An 18,292-nucleotide genomic window follows, 5' to 3' on the forward strand; every position below is an offset into this window, starting at 1 on the left:
GTAGCCATGACTGCACCTCATTACGATTGTGGTGAGGCTGCAGCCGGTGTGTCAGCACCGACGGCAGCCGCTTGAACCCGACGAGATGCGGAGCGGGGTAGAAATCAGGGTACTTTTCAGGCGCAGCGCGCTATGTGCTTGATGCGTGTGAGTGGTGAAGGCTCATGCGATTCCCACCCAACCACCACCTTTCCTGATTGTCATCCGACTGTCGCCGCCCGCTGTCTTGTGCTGGTCACAGGCAGGGATTATTGTCCATTCGGATTGCTCGAAACGGCAGTAATTACAGCAGTATCAATTGCTGGTATTTCAACGGGTTGTCGAGACTAATTCACGGTATTTTTCTGGTTTGTGGCGAGCTGTGGCATCGCAACGGCGCGGTGTTGCATCGGTCTTCCCGTCTGGGATCTGACGCATTCCATTTCAGGCCATCATTTTTTGCTCATGACGCAAGCCTCGCCCACCGCCGACGTCTTCTCCGCGCACTTCGGACTGACGTCCGATCCGTTCGCTGACGGCGAGCATTTCTTTGCCAGCGACCAGCACGTCCGCGCACTCGAATTCATGGCGCAGGTGCTGTGGTCCCGGGCACGGCTCGGTGTACTGACGGCGCCCCGCGGTTGCGGCAAGACCACGCTGATCGGCCGTTTCCTGCAAGGACTCGATGAGCGGTTCGTCGTCGCGGCCGTGACGCGCGATCACTTGGCGCCGCGTGATTTTCTTCTGGAAGTCCTGCGCCAGTTCGGTTTCTCGCTGGAAGACAACGACAAGAGCGACCGGCGCCGTCTGCTCGAGCGCTTTCTGAATCATCAGGCGGCGATGAATCGGGTCTGCCTGCTGATCGTCGAGAATCCGCAGCTGATGCATCCGTCGGTGCTCGAAGAGCTGCGGCTGCTGGCTTCGCTCGAGGTCGAAGGACGTCGGGTGCTGAAGGTGCTGCTGCTCGGCGAGCCGCCGATCGAGCGAGTGATCGAGTCGCCGGGCATGGCGGGCCTGCTGGCCGGCGGCGTGGTGCGGTTCGTGCTCGAGCCTTTCAGCGAGGACCAGACCGCGGCTTACATCGCCCATCGTCTGCGGGCGGCGGGCAGCAGCAATCCCGATGCGCTGATGCCGCACACGCTCATGTCGCACCTGCATGCGTGCAGCGGCGGGGTGCCGGGACAGATCAATCAGCTCTGCGAGCGTGCGTTCGCCTGCGCAGCTGAGGATGGAGCACAGAGCGTGACGGCAGAGGCGCTGGATCGTGCGATCCGCGAACTGGGTTGGCAGGCCCGGATCAATCGCAACCCCGATCTGGTCCATGCGCGGCGGCGCGCCGAGCTGCCGGAGGTCTGCGGCAAGCTCGTCATTTCGATGCAGGGAATGCCCGACCGCGAAGTCATCCTGGACCATGACCGGGTGCTGATCGGTCGCGGCGACGAAGCCGATGCCCGCATCGACTCCGTCTTCATCAGCCGCTATCACGCCCTGGTGGTGCGTCACGACGGTCAGGACCTGCTGCTCGATCTCGGCAGCACCAATGGCCTGCTGTACAACTCCCGTCGCGTCCTGCGGCGCGTCCTCAAGGATGGCGACCTGATCCAGGTCGGCCCGGCGAAAGTGAAGTACCTGAACCCGCTCGCCGTGCCGGCGGCGCAGCCGGATCCGGCGGAAACCATCTGCTTTGCACGGCCCGGATTCCCGCCGGCTGCGGACGAGGACGACGGCACCGGCACGGTCATCGCCTTCGGTCGACTGGACGAGACGACGACCTTCTCGGGACGCTGATTCGTTTCCCGATTCAGCCGCTTACGCTTGCCGCCCGAGGGGGCTGCCAGTAGAGTGTCGGCCTCCCAACGCCCGCACATCTTCCGCAACGTATCGCCTGGTTCCCTGTGTAGATCGCGATGCACGGGCCGGGCTGCTGCGCGGCAGTCGCAAGGGTGCATGGGGACCGGCGGGCAAAAAGAGACTGGCAAGCAGTGGATCGGTGGCGAGTTCATAAATTCGGCGGCTCGAGCGTCGCCGATGCGGTGTGCATGGAACGCGTGGCACGGATTCTCGAAGAGGATCCCAAGCCGCGCATCGGCGTCGTGCTCTCCGCCTGCAAGGGCATTACGGACGCACTGCTCAATCTCGTTGCCGCTGCCGAGCGCCAGGACGACGATACCGACCGTCGCATCGACGAGATCCGCAAGCGCCATCACGTCATCGCCGAAACGCTGCTGACCGGCGAGCCGCGTACAGAATTCCTCACCACCTTCGAGCAGGACCTGCGCGACATCGCCGGCATCCTGCACACCGTCAGGCTGATCCGCGCTGCCTCGCAGATGGTGCGGGACCTCATCTCAGGCTACGGCGAAATCTGGTCGACGCGCCTGTTCAGCGCCTACCTGCGCGCCCGCGGCAAGCGCCCGGGCAAGGTGCAGTGGGTCGATGCCCGCGACGTCGTCTCGGTCGAGTGGGGCTCGCTCGGACCGTCAGTGCGCTGGGACGTGTCGCAGCAGAACATCGCCAAGGTGGTGCCGCGCGATCCGGCGATCACGCTGATCATCACCGGCTTCATCGCGCGCGATCCGAAAGGCGTGCAGACCACGCTCGGCCGCAACGGCAGCGATTTTTCGGGCTCGATCTTCGGTGCGCTGCTCGATGCCGAAGAGATCGTGATCTGGACCGACGTCGATGGCGTGCTGAGCGCCGATCCGCGGCTGGTGCCCGACGCCAAGGTCATCGATTCGCTCTCGTACAACGAGGCGATGGAACTGGCGTACTTCGGCGCCAAGGTCATTCATCCGCAGACCATGGCGCCCGCGGTGACCAAGGGCATTCCGATCTGGATCCGCAACACCTTCGCGCCGGAAAAGAAGGGCTCGCTGATCTGCGAAAAGCCGACGTCCGACCTGGCCGTCAAGGGCATCACGTCCATCGATCGCTGCGCGCTGGTGAACCTGGAAGGCGCCGGCATGATCGGCGTGCCCGGCACGGCGCATCGCCTGTTCGGCGCGCTGCGCGATCACGGCATCTCGGTGATCCTGATCTCGCAGGGCAGCTCCGAGCATTCCATCTGTTTCGCGATTCCCGAGACCGAAGCCGGCCGCGCCGAAGCGGTCGTGCGCGAGGCCTTCGAGAGTGAACTGCGCCAGGGCCAGATCCAGAGCGTCGAAGTCACGACCGGCAGCAGCATCCTCGCCGTGGTCGGCGATGGCATGGCCGGATCGCATGGCGTGGCGGCCACGGTGTTCGGCGCACTCGGCAATGCGGCGGTGAGCGTGCGCGCCATCGCGCAGGGCGCATCCGAGCGCAACATCTCCGTGGTCATCGACGGCAAGCATTCCTCGCGAGCGCTGCGCTCGGTGCATTCCAGCTTCTATCTGTCGCCGCACACGATCTCGATCGGCCTCATCGGTCCCGGGCTCGTCGGCGGCGCGCTGCTCGATCAGATGGCCTCGCAGGTGGCGCGCCTGTCACGCGATCTCAAGGTCGATCTGCGCGTGCGCGGCATCATGTCGTCCAAACGCATGCACCTCGCCAATGTCGAAGTGCCGCTGAACCGTTGGCGCGATGCCGTCAGCGCGACCGGCGAATCGGCGGACCTCACGCGCTTCGCCGAACACATCCACGCCGATCACCTGCCGCACGCCATCATCATCGACTGCTCTTCGAGCAACGAGATCGCGGCGCGCTATCCGGAATGGCTGGCGCAGGGCATCCACATCGTCACGCCGAACAAGAAGGCCAACAGCGGCGATTTCGAGCTGTACCAGCGCCTGCAGGAAGCGAAGAAGCAGGGCGGCTCTCATTACCTCTACGAAGCAACTGTCGGCGCCGGCCTGCCGGTGATCCAGACGCTGCGCGACCTGCGCGACACGGGCGATGAGATCCAGCGGATCGAAGGCATTCTTTCGGGTACGTTGGCCTACCTCTTCAATGTGTGGGACGGCTCCGAGCCGTTCTCGTCGGTCGTGCGGACGGCGAAGTCGAAGGGCTACACCGAGCCGGATCCGCGCGACGATCTGTCGGGCGTCGACTTCGCCCGCAAGCTGATCATTCTCGGTCGCGAGATGGGTCTGAAGCTGGAGCTGAGCGACGTGCAGCTCGAAGGCCTCGTCCCGAAGGCACTCACGTCCTGCGGCCCGGACGAATTCCTCGACCGGCTGCCGGAGTTCGATGCGCCGATGGCGCAGAAGCTGGAAGCCGCGCGCAGCCGCAATCGCGTGCTGCGCTACGTCGGTTCGCTCGATGCAGCGAGCGGCAAAGCCTCGGTGGGCCTGGTCGAACTCGAACGGTCGCACACGTTCGCGAACATCAATCTCACCGACAACGTCGTGCGCTTCCTGACCCGGCGCTACAACGAAAATCCGCTGGTCGTGCAGGGTCCCGGCGCGGGACCGGAAGTCACCGCCGGCGGCATCTTTGCGGACCTGCTGCGCGTGTGCGCATACCTCGGCGCGAAACTCTGATGCGAACCACTGCGACTGCCTTTGCACCCGCCAGCGTCGGCAACGTGGCCGTCGGCTTCGACGTGCTCGGCCACAGCTTCCAGACCATCGGCGACAAGGTTACGGCGCGCCGCATCGCCGAGCCGGGCGTGCGCATCTCGTCCATCAGCGGAACGGTTGCCGATCTGCCGCGCGAGCCGGAAAAGAACACCGCCGGCATGGCCGTGCTGAGCATGGTGCGCGATCTGCAACTCGACTTCGGTATCGAACTCGAGATCGAGAAGGGCATTCCGATCGGTTCGGGTCTCGGCGGCTCGGCGGCCTCGGCCGTTGCCGGCGTGGTCGCCGCCAACGCGCTGCTGCCGACCTCGCTGAGCAAGCTCGACCTGCTCAAGTTCGCGATGAAGGGCGAGGCGGTCGCGAGCGGCGCCGTTCACGTCGACAACATCGCGCCGTCGCTGTTCGGCGGACTGGTGCTGACGGTCGGCATCGACAATCCCAACGTCAAACAGATTCCCGTGCCGCCGTCGGTGCGCTGCGTGCTGGTGCACCCGCACATGATGCTGTCCACGAAGGCGGCGCGCGAAATCCTCAATCGCTCGATCGATCTGTCCAACGTGATCTGGCAGTCGGCGAATCTCGCGGGCTTCCTCACCGGCTGCTTCACGGGCGATCTGCGCCTGATCCGCGAATCGCTGGAAGACGTGATCATCGAGCCGCAACGCAAGGTGCTGATCCCCGGCTTCCAGGCCGTGAAAGACGCCGCCATCGCCAACGGCGCGCTCGGCTGCTCGATCTCCGGCGCCGGCCCCACCGTCTTTGCCTGGTGCGACGAACCCAATGCCACCGCGATTCGCGACGCGATGGTGGCTGCCTTCGCCGCCCACAAGCTCGATTCCGACGCCTGGATCTCGACGCTCGATCCCGCCGGCGCCCGCGTGATTGACTAACGACGCTCCGTTCCAGACATGCACTACATCAGTACCCGCAACCCGCAGCACCGGGTGTTGCTCGGCGAGGCGATCGCGCAGGGCATCGCGCCCGATGGCGGATTGTTCGTGCCGGAAGAGTTCCCGCACTTCGTGCCGCATCAGTTCGAAGGCAGAAGCAGCCTCGTCGAGGTCGCGCAGCATCTGATTGCGCCCTTTGCAGCGGGCGACGCGCTGCTGTCCGAGGAACTGGGCGACATCTGTCGCGCGGCTTTCGATTTTCCCGCGCCGCTGGTCGAGGTGCCGCAGGCACCGTCGCCGCTGTGGGTGCTGGAGCTGTTTCACGGCCCGACGTCGGCCTTCAAGGATTTCGGTGCGCGTTTCCTGGCCGAGTGCCTGGAGCGCATCCGTCGCGGCGCGAAGCGCAAGCTGACGATCCTGGTGGCGACTTCGGGTGATACCGGCGGCGCCGTGGCAGCTGCCTTCCACAACCGGCCGTGGGTCGACGTGGTCGTGCTGTACCCGAAGGGTCTGGTTTCGCAGCGTCAGGCACAGCAGCTCGCCTGCTGGGGCGGCAATGTGCGCACCTTCGCGGTGCACGGCACGTTCGACGACTGCCAGCGCATGGTGAAGGAAGCCTTCCTCGATCGTTCTCTCGCGGAAACCCACCAGCTCTCTTCCGCCAACAGCATCAACGTCGGGCGCCTGCTGCCGCAGATGGTCTATTACGCCTGCGCCGGCCTGGAACTGTGGCGTCGCAACGGCCGCCGCGCGAACTTCATCATCCCGGCCGGCAATCTCGGCAACTCGCTCGCCTGCATCTGGGCGCGCCATGCTGGCCTGCCGATCGGCGAGATCGTGCTGTCGACCAATGCGAATCAGCCCGTGACCGACTTCCTACGCGACGGCGAATGGCAGCCGCGCGCTAGCGTTGCAACGCTCGCATCGGCCATGGACGTCGGCAACCCGAGCAACATGGAACGCCTGCGGACGCTGCACCCGGACTTCGAGGAACTGCAGGGCCAGATCGGCGCATCGAGCGTCGACGACATCGAGATCCGCGCCACCATCCGTCGCGATGCGCACGAACTGGAGCAGGTCTGGTGTCCGCACACGGCGACGGCCGCGAAGGTGTACCGGCGCCTGCTGGCCCGCGGCGCGAAGGGCGACTGGGTAGTTGTCTCGACTGCCCATCCAGCCAAGTTCAACGATATCGTCGAGCCCCAGATCGGCCGGCCGGTGGAGGTTCCGCCGAGCCTGGCGCGATTGCTGTCGCTGCCCCGACAGGAAAAGGAACTGGAGCCCACGCTCGATGCGTTAAGGGCGCAATTGCAGAACTGACATGCCGCTGCCGACGCAAATTCCCTCCTGGGCCTGGCCGCTCGCCGGTGCGATCCTGCTGATCGCGCTGCTCGCCTGGATTTTCCTGAAGATCCGGGCTTATCGCGCACGCCGCGCGATCGACGCCACCATCGCCAGCGTCGGCTACGAAATGCTCAAGAACGTGCTGCTGCCGAACGGCAACGGCGGCCAGATCCACCTGAACTACGTGCTGCTGACGCAGCGCGGCGTGCTGGTCGCGGATCTGCTCGACCTGCCGGGCGCCGTGTTCGGCGGCGAACAGATGCTCGAATGGACGGCCATCGGCAAGAAGCGCCGCTACACGTTCGCGAATCCGCAGCACGCGCTGTACGACCGCATGGCCGCGGTCAAGCAGTTGATCGGCGACGTGCCGGTGGAAGGCCGCGTCATCTTCACGCTGCGCGGCAGCTTCCCCAAGGGCAGGCCGCGCAACGTGCTGCGCATCGACGATCTCGCCGACGACTTCCCGGTCGTCGACAAGGTGCGCGGCAACATCACCGCCGCCTTCGGCAACGTCTGGGACAACGTCAAGAAGCACGCCGAGCCGAATCCGCTCGCGGCTTGAAGACTAGCTTCCGACTGTAGGTCAGGCTTCAGCCTGACAATTCTCAGGCCGGCTGAAGCCGGCCCCACAGGAAGAAGCGAACTAAGGATCTGAGGGTGAGGCCTCTTGATTGCAAAAGCCAAGACTCGCTGGCTCATCGCCTGCGTCGGCGTGATCGCCGCCGCATGTGTCGTCATTGCAGCGACAGCGACCCTGGCGAATCTGCCCGCTTTTGACGAACCGCTCATTCCAGAGTTGCAGGCACTGAAGGTCGTCCGGCCGCCAGTGCCGGAGCAGAATGCCTATCCCATAGCGCTTGGATTCCTGGCGGCAAACGATGTGGATCCGCGCGTCGTCGGCGAAGCGATGCTGAAAGCGCTGCACGAGCGCTACGAGGCCGGCCAGCGCATGACCATTCCTGCACAGGACATGCGCGCACTGCTCGGCACTGCGAGCCAGCACGAAGAACTGCGATCGCAGTTCAAAAGTCTTGAATGCAACGCCCGTGTCTACCTGGACTGCGCGAACCGCCTGATCGCCGAGGTTGCCGAAGCGCGCCTCGATGGTCGCCTGGCCGTCCTGTTTGCGAGATTCGAAACCCTTTCCCGGCAACAGCGATTCGACGAGGGCCAGGAGCGTGATGCCTACACGCCCGTTGCGCCCTATGACCCGATTCTCGACGTTGCCCGGATTCGGTTGGCGCAGCGCTTCGGCATGGATTCCAGTGTGGATTTCATTGCGCAGGCGGCCAATGATCTTCGTTTCTGGAGACTCATGCTGCGCGACGGCGACACCTTGGTCGCCAAGATGATCGCAATTGCAGGGCTGCAGAACACACTGGATTTCCTGTCGGCGCTGCTGAGAGACCGTGCGCTGACAGCTGCCGAGGTTCAGTCGATCCGGGAACTCGTGAGCCCGCTGACGCGGGAGGAGGCGGATATCGGTGAGGCGTTTCTTGCTGAAGCGCGGAGTTCCGTGCTGACGGACACCCCGCCGTTGGCGATGGGCGCTTCGCGGCTCGATCGCTGGTTGTTGCAGAGGAATGCCACGCTCAACGGGATCTATTCGGACATCCTCCTGCCCATGCGCTTTCGCGCCGCGCTCAGTCCAAGTGAGTTCTACCGCGAAGGTGGCTACCAGCCGCTGAACCCTGCGCGCCGGGCATTCCCTCCGTCCTTGTTCAATTGGGGCGGGGCGCGGCTCTATCGCAACTCCGGGTGGGACCCTCAGCAGTTCATTGCGCGAACCCACGACGAGAATGGACGAATCCTTCTGGTGCTGCTGCAGGCGGAACTGGAGCAAGCCTCCGGGGTGGCGGTCGACGCGGTGCTCGAGGCTTCTTCCTACCGCAACCCATACACCGGCAAGCCCATGGAGTACGACGTTCGGTCCCGCACCATCGGTTTTCAATGCCTGCATACGGCGTTTCACCCGCCGGCGTCTCCGGACAGATGCGTCGTCGCAATCGGCAAGCAGCCCTGAAGCAGGGATGTTCCCGGCCAGGTGCGCAAGGCGGCGCTCGGCCGCCCGCGCTGTGGAGCCGGCTTCAGCTGGCTTCTGACTGTAGGTCAGGCTTCAGCCTGACAGTTCTCAGGCCGGCTGAAGCCGGCCCCACAGGAAGATAAAAGGACCGGTCCGGCAGGAGACTCAGCGCGGCCGCTTCGCGTGTTCCGCCACCACCTGCGACACACATGCCGTCACGCGCTTGCCCGTTTCGATGTCCAGGAATTCATTCGGCCCGTGCGCGTTGGAATGCGGACCGAGCACGCCGGTCACCAGGAACTGCGTGCGCGGGAATTTCTCCGCGAGCATGCCCATGAAGGGAATGCTGCCGCCGGTGCCCATGTACATCGCGTCGCGGCCGAAGAAGTTCTTCGAGGCCGATTGCACGGCGGCTTCCAGCCAGGGCTCGGAAGAGGGCGCATTCCAGCCGCCCATGCTCGACTCGACTTCGAATCTGACACGCGCGCCATAGGGCGGATCGGCTTCGAGCGTGCGCTTCACCGCGGTGGCGGCTTTCTCCGGGTCGACGCCGGGCGGCAGACGGAACGACAGGACGAACGCCGTCATCGGGCGCAGCACATTGCCGGCGCTGCTGAGCGGCGGAATGCCGTCGACACCCGTGACCGATAGCGTCGGACGCCAGGTGCTGTTGAGCAGCAGTTCCGTCGGATCTTCCGACATGGGCCGCATGCCATCGAGGAAGGGGATCTTCCGAAACACTACGTCACCCAATGTTACTGCCGCAGCCTGCGCCTGCTGCGCACGATCCGGCGGCAACTGGCCATGCAGTTCCGGAATCAGGATGCGACCGGTCGCCGCATCTTCGACGCGCGCCAGCAACTGACGCACGATGCGGAAGCTGGAAGGGGCGATGCCGCTCGCCATGCCGGAATGCACGCCTTCGCGCAGCACCTCGACGCGCAGCGTGCCGATGAGGTTGCCGCGCAGCGAAGTCGTACACCAGAACTGATCGTAGTTGCTGCACTCGGCGTCGAGGCAGACGACCAGCGACGGCTCGCCGATGCGGTCGGCCAGCGCATCGATGTAGGCGGGCAGATCGGGACTGCCGCTTTCCTCGCCAGCCTCGATCAGGATCACGCAGCGGGCGAAGGGAATTTTCTGTTCGGCCAGTGCGAGCAACGAGAGCAGTGAGCCGAACACGGCGTAGCCGTCATCGGCGCCGCCGCGTCCATAGAGGCGGCCGTTGCGGATCACCGGCGTCCACGGATCGAGGCCGTCTTCCCAGCCCGTGAATTCGGGCTGCTTGTCCATGTGGCCGTACATGAGCACCGTGTCGTCGATGCTGCCGGGCACGTCGATGAACAGCAGCGGCGTGCGGCCGGGCAGGCGCACGAGTTCGATCTTCGTGCCGGGCAGGGCGCGTTGCTCGCACCACCGGCGCATGAGTTCGGCGGCGCGATCCATGTGACCGTGTTCGGCCCATTGCGGATCGAAGTTCTGCGACTTGTTGGGAATGCGGACGTAGTCGCAGAGCGTGGGAACGATCGAGTCGTCCCAGACGCGGTCGATGTACTGCTTCAGTTGCTGTGTGTTCATGGGGAGCCTCGAACGAACGTCAGTGCGTCCAGTTGAACAGTCGGACGGCATTCGCCGTCGTGGTTGCGGCCAGTTGCATGGCGGATTCGCCGCGTGCCTGCGCGATGGTCTCGAGCACGTGCGGCAGATACATCGGTTCGTTGCGCCGGCTGACCGGTTTCGGTTCGAGGTCGCGCGGCAGCAGGTAGGGCGCGTCGGTCTCGATGAGCAGGCGATCCGCGGGAATTTCGCGCACGACCTCGCGCAGATGATGGCCGCGACGCTCGTCGCAGATCCAGCCGGTAATGCCGATGTACAGGCCGAGATCCAGATAGGCGTGCGCTTCGGCGAGCCCGGCGGTGAAGCAGTGCGCGACGCCGCCGGCCAGTCGTGCGCGGAAATCCCGCAGGATGGCCACGAAATCCTCGTGAGCGTCGCGCTGGTGCAGGAAGACGGGCTTGCCGACCCGTGCCGCCAGTTCGAGTTGCCGTTGGAATGCCGTTCGCTGCGCGTCGCGCGGGGAAAAATCGCGGAAATAATCCAGGCCGCATTCGCCGACCGCCACGACCTGCGGCTGAACCGCCAGTTCGGCCAATGCCGAAAGCGTGGGCTCGTCGAGATCCGTCGCATGATGCGGATGCATGCCGGCCGTCGCACGGAATCTGTCCGGATGCACGCGTGAGAAATCGACGGCCCATTGCGTGCTCGCGAGCGAACTGCCGGTGATCACCATTCGCGTGACTCCCGATTCCACTGCCCGGGCAATCAATGCGTCGCGATCCGCATCGAAGCTGTCGTGCGCGAGGTTCAGCCCGATGTCGATGAGTTCCGGCGGCGTAGTCAAATCCTTCGGTCCGTGGCTTGGAGGCGGGAAAGCAGCGTGTGCTATCGTTCGGCGGCGATTGCGGCGCGAATTGTAGTGGAAAGAGCGGCGGAGTTTCCTGCATGAAGGTACGGCACTGGCCGTCCATCGTGACGATCCTGGCGGCATGGCTGTGTATACCGGCGCCGCAGTCCCGTGCCGACGCGGCGTCGGATCTGGACGATGCCGCGGCTCGCATCCAGTACGCGTTCTACACGCAGGATGTCCGGGCACTGCAGGAAGGCCTCGCACTGGTCGAGCAGCTCGATGCGACAGAACTCGCGCCGGGCATGAAGGATTATTACGCCGCCTACGGGCACTGGAAGCTGGCGCAGATCCTCACGGAATCCGCCACGGGCAAGGTGCCAGGCACTGCAGGCAAGGCAGCGGCAGACTGCGAACGGCAGGCCAAAGCGGCGCGAACGCAGGATGGGCGGATGGCCGAAGCGTACGCCATCGAAGCCGTGTGTCCTTCGCTGGAAGCCTCGCTGCTTTCGTCGAACTGCGCGGACAAACCGCTGCGTACGGCGCATGAGATCGATCCGCGCAATCCGCGAGTGCAGCTGATCGAACTGCTCTGTCGCCGCAAGGATCAGAAGGATCCGGCGGCGTACACCCGGCAGGTCGGCGAACTGGTCGATGCCTTCGAACGCGCGCCGCCGTCGCGTCCGGGAAAACCCGACTGGGGGCACGCCGAAGCATTGCTGCTGCTGGGCGAGAGCCATCTGCAGCGCGGTGATTCGCGCGCGGCCCGCGATGCGATCGAACGGGCGCTGGTGATCGCTCCGGACTACCGCAAGGCGCAGGCAATGCTGCAAACCGCCGCGGCGCGGCCGAACTGATCGAAGCAGCCTATACTCCCGGAATCATGGCTCGTTCATCATCGTCGGCCGCTCAACTGCAACTGTTCGAGGCGCGCGATCCGGCGCAACCCTGGCATGTCCGCATCAGCCGCCGCGCGCGACGCCTGTCCGTGCGTGTCTATCCCGGTGGAAGAGTCGAAGTCGTCGTACCGCCCGGCGCTTCGGCCGCGACCGTCGAGCGTTTCGTCGGGACGCATCGGCAATGGATCGATGAACGCGTCGCCGATCTTTCCGCCATCAGCGGAATTGCGCGGGATACGCTGCCCGATGCGGTTTCCCTGCCGGCGTTGCAGCGACGATTCGCAATCGACTATCGCCGCACCGCCAGTTCGGAAGTCCGCGCGGTGGTCGTGGCCCCTGATACGTTGATCGTCGCTGGCACGCTCGACAACGAACAGCGCGTCGCCCGGACGCTGCAGCGCTGGTTGATGAACCTCGCGCATACGGAGCTGAGCCGCGTGCTGGCGGAGATCGCCAGCGAACACGATTTCGTCTTCCGGCGCGTGCAGATCCGGCGTCAGCGCACGCGCTGGGGCAGCTGCTCCGCCAGCGGGACCATCAGCCTCAATGTCTGCGCGCTGTTCCAGGATCCGGCGGTCATGCGCTACCTGCTGATCCATGAACTCAGCCACACGCGCCACATGAATCATTCGCGCCGCTTCTGGGCGCAGGTGGAAGCCATCGAGCCCGACTACAAGCGGCTCGATCGCGAACTGCTGCAAGGCTGGCAACGTGTGCCGGGATGGATGTTCCGATGAGCGACGACTCTTCCTCCAAGCCGCAGGCGAAGCCTGTCGATCTGTCGGACGAACAGGTCTTCTGGGACCTGGGCGAATCCAAGAGCTATGGCCAGTACCTGCAGCTCGACAAGGTGCTGAGCGCGCAGCAGCCGATCTCGTACGAGCACGACGAGATGCTGTTCATCGTCATCCACCAGGCCTCGGAGCTGTGGATGAAGCTGTGCCTGCACGAACTGACGGGCGCGCTGGATCACATCCGCCGCGACGACCTCGGTCCGTCGTTCAAGATGCTGGCGCGCGTGTCGCGCATCCAGGCGCAGCTCACGCAGTCGTGGGACGTACTGGCGACGATGACGCCCGCCGAATACTCGGCCTTCCGCAACCAGCTCGGCCGCGCGTCGGGATTCCAGTCGTACCAGTACCGCATGCTCGAGTTCATCATCGGCAACAAGAACGCCGACATGATCGAAGTCCACCGGCGCGATCCGGTGCACTACGACGCCCTGCAGCGCATGCTGCACAGCCCGAGCATCTATGACGAATCGCTGCGGCTGCTGAGCCGCCGCGGTTTCGAGATCCCGCAGGACTATCTCGACCGCGACTGGTCCCAGCCCTACCAGCCCAGCAAACAGGTCGCCGCCGCATGGCTCGCGGTGTATCACAGCATCGAAGAAAACTGGGACCTGTACGACCTCGCCGAAAAGCTGGTCGATCTCGACATGAAGTTCCAGCTCTGGCGCTTCAGTCACATGAAGACGGTGGAGCGCATCATCGGCTACAAGCGCGGCACCGGCGGCACGGGCGGCGTGTCGTATCTGGCGAAGGCGCTGGAGCTGCGGTTCTTCCCCGAGCTGTGGACGGTGCGGACGTCGATGTAGAGACGGAAAATGGCCGCAAAAAGGCGCAAACGACACAAGGTCAGAAGCAGATCTTTTTCCTAGCCTTGCGGTCTTTGCGCCTTTTTGCGGCCATTCCTCTTCCACACCCGCCACCCCAGCAGCACTGCCACGATCGTCGCGTAGACGAGCGGTTCGCGGATGTCGGCTTTCACTTGCCACCAGTAGTGCCACACGCCTAGGGGCACGATCACGTAGATCACCCGGTGCAGCGTTTTCCAGCGTTTGCCGAGGCGGCGCATCATGCCGTTGGTCGACGTGATCGCCAGCGGGATCAGCAGCAGCAGGGCGGCGAAGCCGATCGTGATGAAGGGACGCCTGGCGATGTCGGGCAGGATGCCCGGCCAGTAGAGGCCCTGGTCGAGAATCATCCAGGTCAGGAAGTGCAGCAGGATGTAGCTGAAAGCGAAGAGGCCGAGCATGCGCCGCAGTTGCACCAGCCACGACGCGCCGAACCAGTCGCGTAGCGGCGTGACGGCCAGCGTGACGATGAGCAGCCGCAAACCCCACTGACCCAGCGTGTCCTGCACGAATTCGACGGGATTGGCGCCGAGCGAGCCGGCGATGCCGAAGGCGCGCAATACCAGCAGACAAAGCGGCAGCGAGCACAGCAGGAACACTGCCGGTTTGATGTACCGGCGCACCGCGCGTGTGGACGGCATGGAGCCTAGTAGTTCTTCGCCAGGTCCATGCCGCGATACAGATCGGCCACTTCCTTCTCGTAGCCGTTGAACATCTGCGTCGGCACGCGGGAGTTGAACAGGCCGGCGCCGATGCGGCGTTCGCGTGCCTGGCTCCAGCGCGGGTGATCCACCTGCGGGTTCACGTTGGCATAGAAGCCGTACTCGTGCGGCGCCGAAATATTCCACGACGTCGGCGGCTGCTTCTCGGTGAAGCGGATTTCGACGATGGACTTGATGCCCTTGAAACCGTACTTCCACGGCGTGACGAGCCGCAGCGGTGCGCCGTTCTGGTTGGGCAGTGTCTTGCCGTAGAGACCGACGGCGAGCAGCGCCAGCGGATTCATCGCCTCGTCGATGCGCAATCCTTCCACGTACGGCCATTCGAGAACGTCGTAACGCTGGCCCGGCATTTCCTGCGGCCGCAGCACCGTCTTGAAGGCGACGTACTTCGCTTTCGACGTCGGTTTGAACTTCTTCAGTACGTTCGCGAGCGGCACGCCGACCCAGGGGATGACCATCGACCAGGCCTCGACGCAGCGCAGTCGATAGACGCGTTCTTCCAGCGGTTGCGATTTGAGGAGGTCTTCGAGCGCGAACTTGCCGGTCTGCTCGGCTTCGCCTGCAATCGTCACGGTCCAGGGCTCGGCGCGGAAGCGTCCCGAGTTTGCTGCGGGCGCCGATTTGTCGATGCCGAACTCGTAGAAGTTGTTGTAGGTCGTGATGTCTTCGTAGCTGTTCTGCGGCTCGCGGGTGCTGAGCTGATCGTTGCGCGTGAACTTGAGCGGCGTCACCGCAGCATTCGCGTCGTGCGCAGCGCCGAGGCCCGTCACGCCGGCGGCCAGTGCGGCCTGCAGCAGCGTGCGGCGATTCAGGTAGGTCGATTCGGAGGTGATCTCCGACGGGCGAATGCCTGCCGAGTCACCGGGTTGTCTGCGCCTGATCCACATGAATCCATCTCCGCGAAAACGGGTCGACCGATCAATAGACCTGCCGGAGCGAGAAATTATCACGGGAACGCATCGCGGGCCCGCCACTGTTCGCCCGGATTCCTGCCTTTCGCGGCCCGAATGCCGCGTAACGCTTGCGGAATGACGCCCCTACGGCGTCAGGCATCAGGCGTGAAGAATCATTAATCGCAGGAGAGCACACATGGCAATCGGGTTTCGTGCGCCGACGTCGCTGGCGTCGAAGGCATTCATCATTGCGGGCATCGTCCTGCTGCTGCTGGTTCCGCTGTTGATGTTGCGAGGGCTCGTCAGCGAAAGGACTGCGCTGCGCGAGCAGGCGACGGCGAAGGTCGCGGAAGGCTGGGGCGGAGATCTGATCGTCGGCGGTCCGATACTGACCCTGCCCACGCTGAGCACGGTCACGGATGGCGAGAAGACGCAGGTCATCCGCTCGGAGATCTACGTACTGCCGTCGCGTCTGACGGCGACGATCGATCTCAATCTGGAGGAGAAGCCGCGCTACGTGGGGATCTATGGCGTGCCCGTCTATCTTGCCGGCGTCAGGCTTGCGGGGGAGTTCGACTTCCAGGCGCTGCAGTCGCAGCTGCACCGGCCCGGTGTCACGTATCTGTGGGAGGAGAGCCGTATCCGGTTGCCGTTGTCCGAGGTGCGCAGCCTGCGCGAGGTACGGCGGGCGCGCATCGGTGTCCAGGACATCTCGTTCGGACCCTCGAGCCAGGGGCCGTATCGGGGCATCGATGCGCCGGTGCAGTCATTCGAAAATCGTCAGCCGCTGACTTTCGAATTCGATGCGGTGATCGCGGGCACGCGCAGCCTTTCGATCCTGCCGGTCGGCAGCACGACGTCGGTGGCGATGCATTCCAACTGGCCGCATCCGTCATTCCAGGACGCGTTCCTGCCGGTCGAACATACCGTTACCGACAACGGTTTCGACGCGCGCTGGCAGGTGCTCGAGCTCAACCGGCCGTATCGACAGGTATGGATGCAGGGTGAGGTCAGCGAAGCGCAGCTGCTCGAATCCGCTTTCGGCGTGGGACTGTATCAGCCCGTCGATGTCTATCAGCGCGGCGAGCGCGCCATCAAGTACGCGCTGCTGTTCATCGCATTGACGTTCCTGACGTTCTTCGCCTGGGAGCAGGTGAGCCGCGTCCAGCTGCATCCGTTCCAGTATCTGCTGGTGGGACTCGCGCTGAGCACGTTCTATCTGCTGCTCATCGCGCTGTCCGAGCACATTGTGTTTCTGCTGGCTTACGTGATTGCGGCGACGGCGCTGGTCCTGTTGATCGGCATCTACATCGCCGGCGCGCTGCATAGTCGCGTCCGAGGCCTGGTGGCGGGCACGGCGATGACGGTGGTCTACGGCCTGCTGTACGTGCTGGTGCTGTCCGAGGATTATGCCCTGCTGCTCGGCGCCATCATTCTGTTCATTGCGCTCGCTGCAGTGATGCTGGTGACGCGCAGGATCGACTGGTATCGCGCGTCGGAGCCGGTCGAGAGCGATTGATTCCTTCTCATCTGCCTGTGGGGCCGGCTTCAGCCGGCCTCTTTAAGAAGTCAGGCTGAAGCCTGACCTACAGGAAGACCAGACACCTAGACCGGCGGCGGACCCTCCGGAAGCTGCGGCAGCGAATCGGCAATCTCGAACCAGTTGGCCTTGGAACTGACATGGATATGCGCCTGCGGCCGCATGCCGGGATCGTCGTCGAGCGTGCCTGCGGGAATCACGACGACGTCGCGCTCCGGCGAAACACGCGGCGCCGCGCCGCCGCACTTGCCGCAGAACGCCACCGAGAAGAAACGCGCCTCAGGGACCTTGTACGTCCGCACGTCCGCCTCGCCGCGCACGAACTGAAAATCGCCGAGCTTGTAGAAGAGATTGGTGGCATGGGCGCTGCTGCGACCGCGACGGCAGCGCGTGCAATGACAGTTCATCATGCGCATCGGCTGACCCGTGAGTTCGAACGCGACGCAGCCGCACAGGCAGCTGCCCGCGACGATACCTTCGCGCTTCTCGGCAGCGGGGCGCGTGACGCCGGTCGTGCCGAACTCTTCGGGGTATTCCTCGTGCTGGGGCAGGGCGTCGGCAATCTGTGTCCACGGTGCCCGCGAACCGACGAACCAGTGCGCCTGCGGCTTCAGGTCGAGATCGCCCAGCAGATTGCCTGCCGGGCAGATGACCATGTCCATGTCCTTGAGCACCGACGGCGCCACCGAACCGCAGGAGCGGCAGAACGAACGCTGGCCCTTGTCGGAAGAGACGTACGTCGCGACATTGTCTTCGCCGGCGATCCAGCGGAAGCCCATCAAGGGCGCAGCGGCAAAGGTCGCGAACGATCCGCCGTGATGCTTGCGACACATGGAGCAGTGACAATGCACCATGGCATTGAGCGGGCCATCGATTTCATAGCGGACCGCGCCGCATAGGCAGGTTCCCTCGATCGGCGGATGCTTGTCCGACATGGGTGGCTCCGGAAGACGACGAATCGTTCGACGATAGCAATATGTGACGGAGTCCTCCACAGGCAGGACTCGCGACGCAAATTTAGGGTTTTGATGGGTTCATCCGCCGCCGCAGGCCATGGTAAAAGACCAGCGAACATGACCACCGAGACGACACAACGGCTGAGTCTGCGCGAGCAGGTCGAGAACCTGCTGCCGACCTGGCAGAGCTGGTATCCCAGCCTGTTCCATGCGGCCGAGGATCTCGGCCTGATCCGCGCGCGCGTGTGCTCGCCTGATTCGCTGATGCTGTCGAACCGTCACGCCGCCGTCCGGGAAGAAGCCGTGCGCGCGTTCAAGGAACAGTGGGGTGTGGAAGACGAACAGGAACTGCCGCCGGCCCAGCACCTGCAGCTCGTGAAGCGCATCCAGGATCAGATGCGGTCACGGAACAACCGCAAGCAGGGCAATGTCGCGAAACGTCGCGGCAGATAGATCAAGAATGAATGGCCGCAAAAAAGCGCAGACGTACGCAAAGTTCAGAGTCGG

Annotated in this window: 16 protein-coding genes; 11 read left to right on the forward strand and 5 right to left on the reverse strand. The window is 64.3% G+C overall.

Annotated features, from left to right (window positions below; genetic code table 11):
* The first annotated feature begins 444 nt into the window (after window positions 1–444).
* From V7D81_RS13625 to V7D81_RS13650, 6 genes are all read left to right on the forward strand, one after another.
* Entirely contained in the window at window positions 445–1,767 is a 1,323-nt protein-coding gene (locus tag V7D81_RS13625) for an AAA family ATPase (RefSeq protein WP_324317134.1), read from the forward strand.
* 194 nt (window positions 1,768–1,961) lie between these two features.
* Entirely contained in the window at window positions 1,962–4,439 is a 2,478-nt protein-coding gene (gene thrA / locus V7D81_RS13630) for a bifunctional aspartate kinase/homoserine dehydrogenase I (protein WP_324317136.1), read from the forward strand.
* Window positions 4,439–5,368 (forward strand): homoserine kinase, encoded by a 930-nt coding sequence (locus V7D81_RS13635; RefSeq protein ID WP_324317138.1) that lies wholly within the window; start codon window positions 4,439–4,441, stop codon window positions 5,366–5,368. The genes thrA and V7D81_RS13635 overlap by 1 nt, the downstream gene beginning before the upstream one ends.
* A gap of 18 nt (window positions 5,369–5,386) precedes the next feature.
* On the forward strand, window positions 5,387–6,688 hold the full coding sequence (gene thrC, locus V7D81_RS13640; protein ID WP_324317141.1) for a threonine synthase: 1,302 nt from the start codon (window positions 5,387–5,389) through the stop codon (window positions 6,686–6,688).
* Between the two features lies 1 nt (window position 6,689).
* The gene (locus V7D81_RS13645; RefSeq protein ID WP_324317143.1) at window positions 6,690–7,274 is read left to right on the forward strand and encodes an NERD domain-containing protein; all 585 of its coding nucleotides are present in this window, start codon (window positions 6,690–6,692) and stop codon (window positions 7,272–7,274) included.
* 105 nt (window positions 7,275–7,379) lie between these two features.
* Window positions 7,380–8,735, forward strand: coding sequence for a hypothetical protein (locus V7D81_RS13650; RefSeq protein WP_324317145.1), 1,356 nt, complete (start codon window positions 7,380–7,382; stop codon window positions 8,733–8,735).
* Between the two features lie 165 nt (window positions 8,736–8,900).
* On the opposite strand, the gene V7D81_RS13655 is transcribed toward V7D81_RS13650, so the two are convergent.
* Window positions 8,901–10,313: a M20 family metallopeptidase gene (locus V7D81_RS13655; RefSeq protein ID WP_324317147.1), complete on the reverse strand. Its 1,413-nt coding sequence runs from the start codon at window positions 10,311–10,313 to the stop codon at window positions 8,901–8,903.
* A gap of 19 nt (window positions 10,314–10,332) precedes the next feature.
* Window positions 10,333–11,136, reverse strand: coding sequence for a TatD family hydrolase (locus tag V7D81_RS13660; protein WP_324317149.1), 804 nt, complete (start codon window positions 11,134–11,136; stop codon window positions 10,333–10,335).
* Between the two features lie 101 nt (window positions 11,137–11,237).
* Here V7D81_RS13660 and V7D81_RS13665 point away from each other — a divergent pair, with 101 nt between their 5' ends.
* The 3 genes from V7D81_RS13665 to kynA are packed head-to-tail and all read left to right on the forward strand — an operon-like array spanning window position 11,238 to window position 13,635.
* A complete protein-coding gene (locus V7D81_RS13665; RefSeq protein ID WP_324317151.1) occupies window positions 11,238–11,996 on the forward strand; it encodes a hypothetical protein in 759 nt (252 codons plus the stop codon).
* Window positions 11,997–12,022: 26 nt separating this feature from the next.
* Window positions 12,023–12,775 carry a M48 family metallopeptidase gene (locus V7D81_RS13670; protein ID WP_324317153.1) on the forward strand — a complete coding sequence of 251 codons (753 nt, stop codon included), beginning with the start codon at window positions 12,023–12,025 and terminating at the stop codon, window positions 12,773–12,775.
* Window positions 12,772–13,635 carry a tryptophan 2,3-dioxygenase gene (gene kynA / locus V7D81_RS13675; RefSeq protein WP_324317155.1) on the forward strand — a complete coding sequence of 288 codons (864 nt, stop codon included), beginning with the start codon at window positions 12,772–12,774 and terminating at the stop codon, window positions 13,633–13,635. The genes V7D81_RS13670 and kynA overlap by 4 nt, the downstream gene beginning before the upstream one ends.
* Window positions 13,636–13,694: 59 nt before the next feature.
* On the opposite strand, the gene V7D81_RS13680 is transcribed toward kynA, so the two are convergent.
* Window positions 13,695–14,315 (reverse strand): sulfite oxidase heme-binding subunit YedZ, encoded by a 621-nt coding sequence (locus V7D81_RS13680; protein WP_324317157.1) that lies wholly within the window; start codon window positions 14,313–14,315, stop codon window positions 13,695–13,697.
* 5 nt (window positions 14,316–14,320) lie between these two features.
* Window positions 14,321–15,283 carry a protein-methionine-sulfoxide reductase catalytic subunit MsrP gene (gene msrP / locus V7D81_RS13685; protein ID WP_324317159.1) on the reverse strand — a complete coding sequence of 321 codons (963 nt, stop codon included), beginning with the start codon at window positions 15,281–15,283 and terminating at the stop codon, window positions 14,321–14,323.
* Between the two features lie 202 nt (window positions 15,284–15,485).
* Here msrP and creD point away from each other — a divergent pair, with 202 nt between their 5' ends.
* Window positions 15,486–16,808, forward strand: coding sequence for a cell envelope integrity protein CreD (gene creD / locus V7D81_RS13690; protein WP_324317161.1), 1,323 nt, complete (start codon window positions 15,486–15,488; stop codon window positions 16,806–16,808).
* Between the two features lie 86 nt (window positions 16,809–16,894).
* Here the strand turns inward: creD and V7D81_RS13695 are convergent, their stop codons facing one another.
* Window positions 16,895–17,764, reverse strand: coding sequence for a GFA family protein (locus tag V7D81_RS13695; protein ID WP_324317162.1), 870 nt, complete (start codon window positions 17,762–17,764; stop codon window positions 16,895–16,897).
* Window positions 17,765–17,902: 138 nt separating this feature from the next.
* Between V7D81_RS13695 and V7D81_RS13700 the strand changes: the two genes are divergently transcribed.
* A complete protein-coding gene (locus V7D81_RS13700) occupies window positions 17,903–18,238 on the forward strand; it encodes a hypothetical protein (protein ID WP_324317164.1) in 336 nt (111 codons plus the stop codon).
* The last annotated feature ends 54 nt before the right edge of the window (window positions 18,239–18,292 follow it).

This window comes from Povalibacter sp. (assembly GCF_036735925.1).
Taxonomy (GTDB): domain Bacteria; phylum Pseudomonadota; class Gammaproteobacteria; order Steroidobacterales; family Steroidobacteraceae; genus Steroidobacter.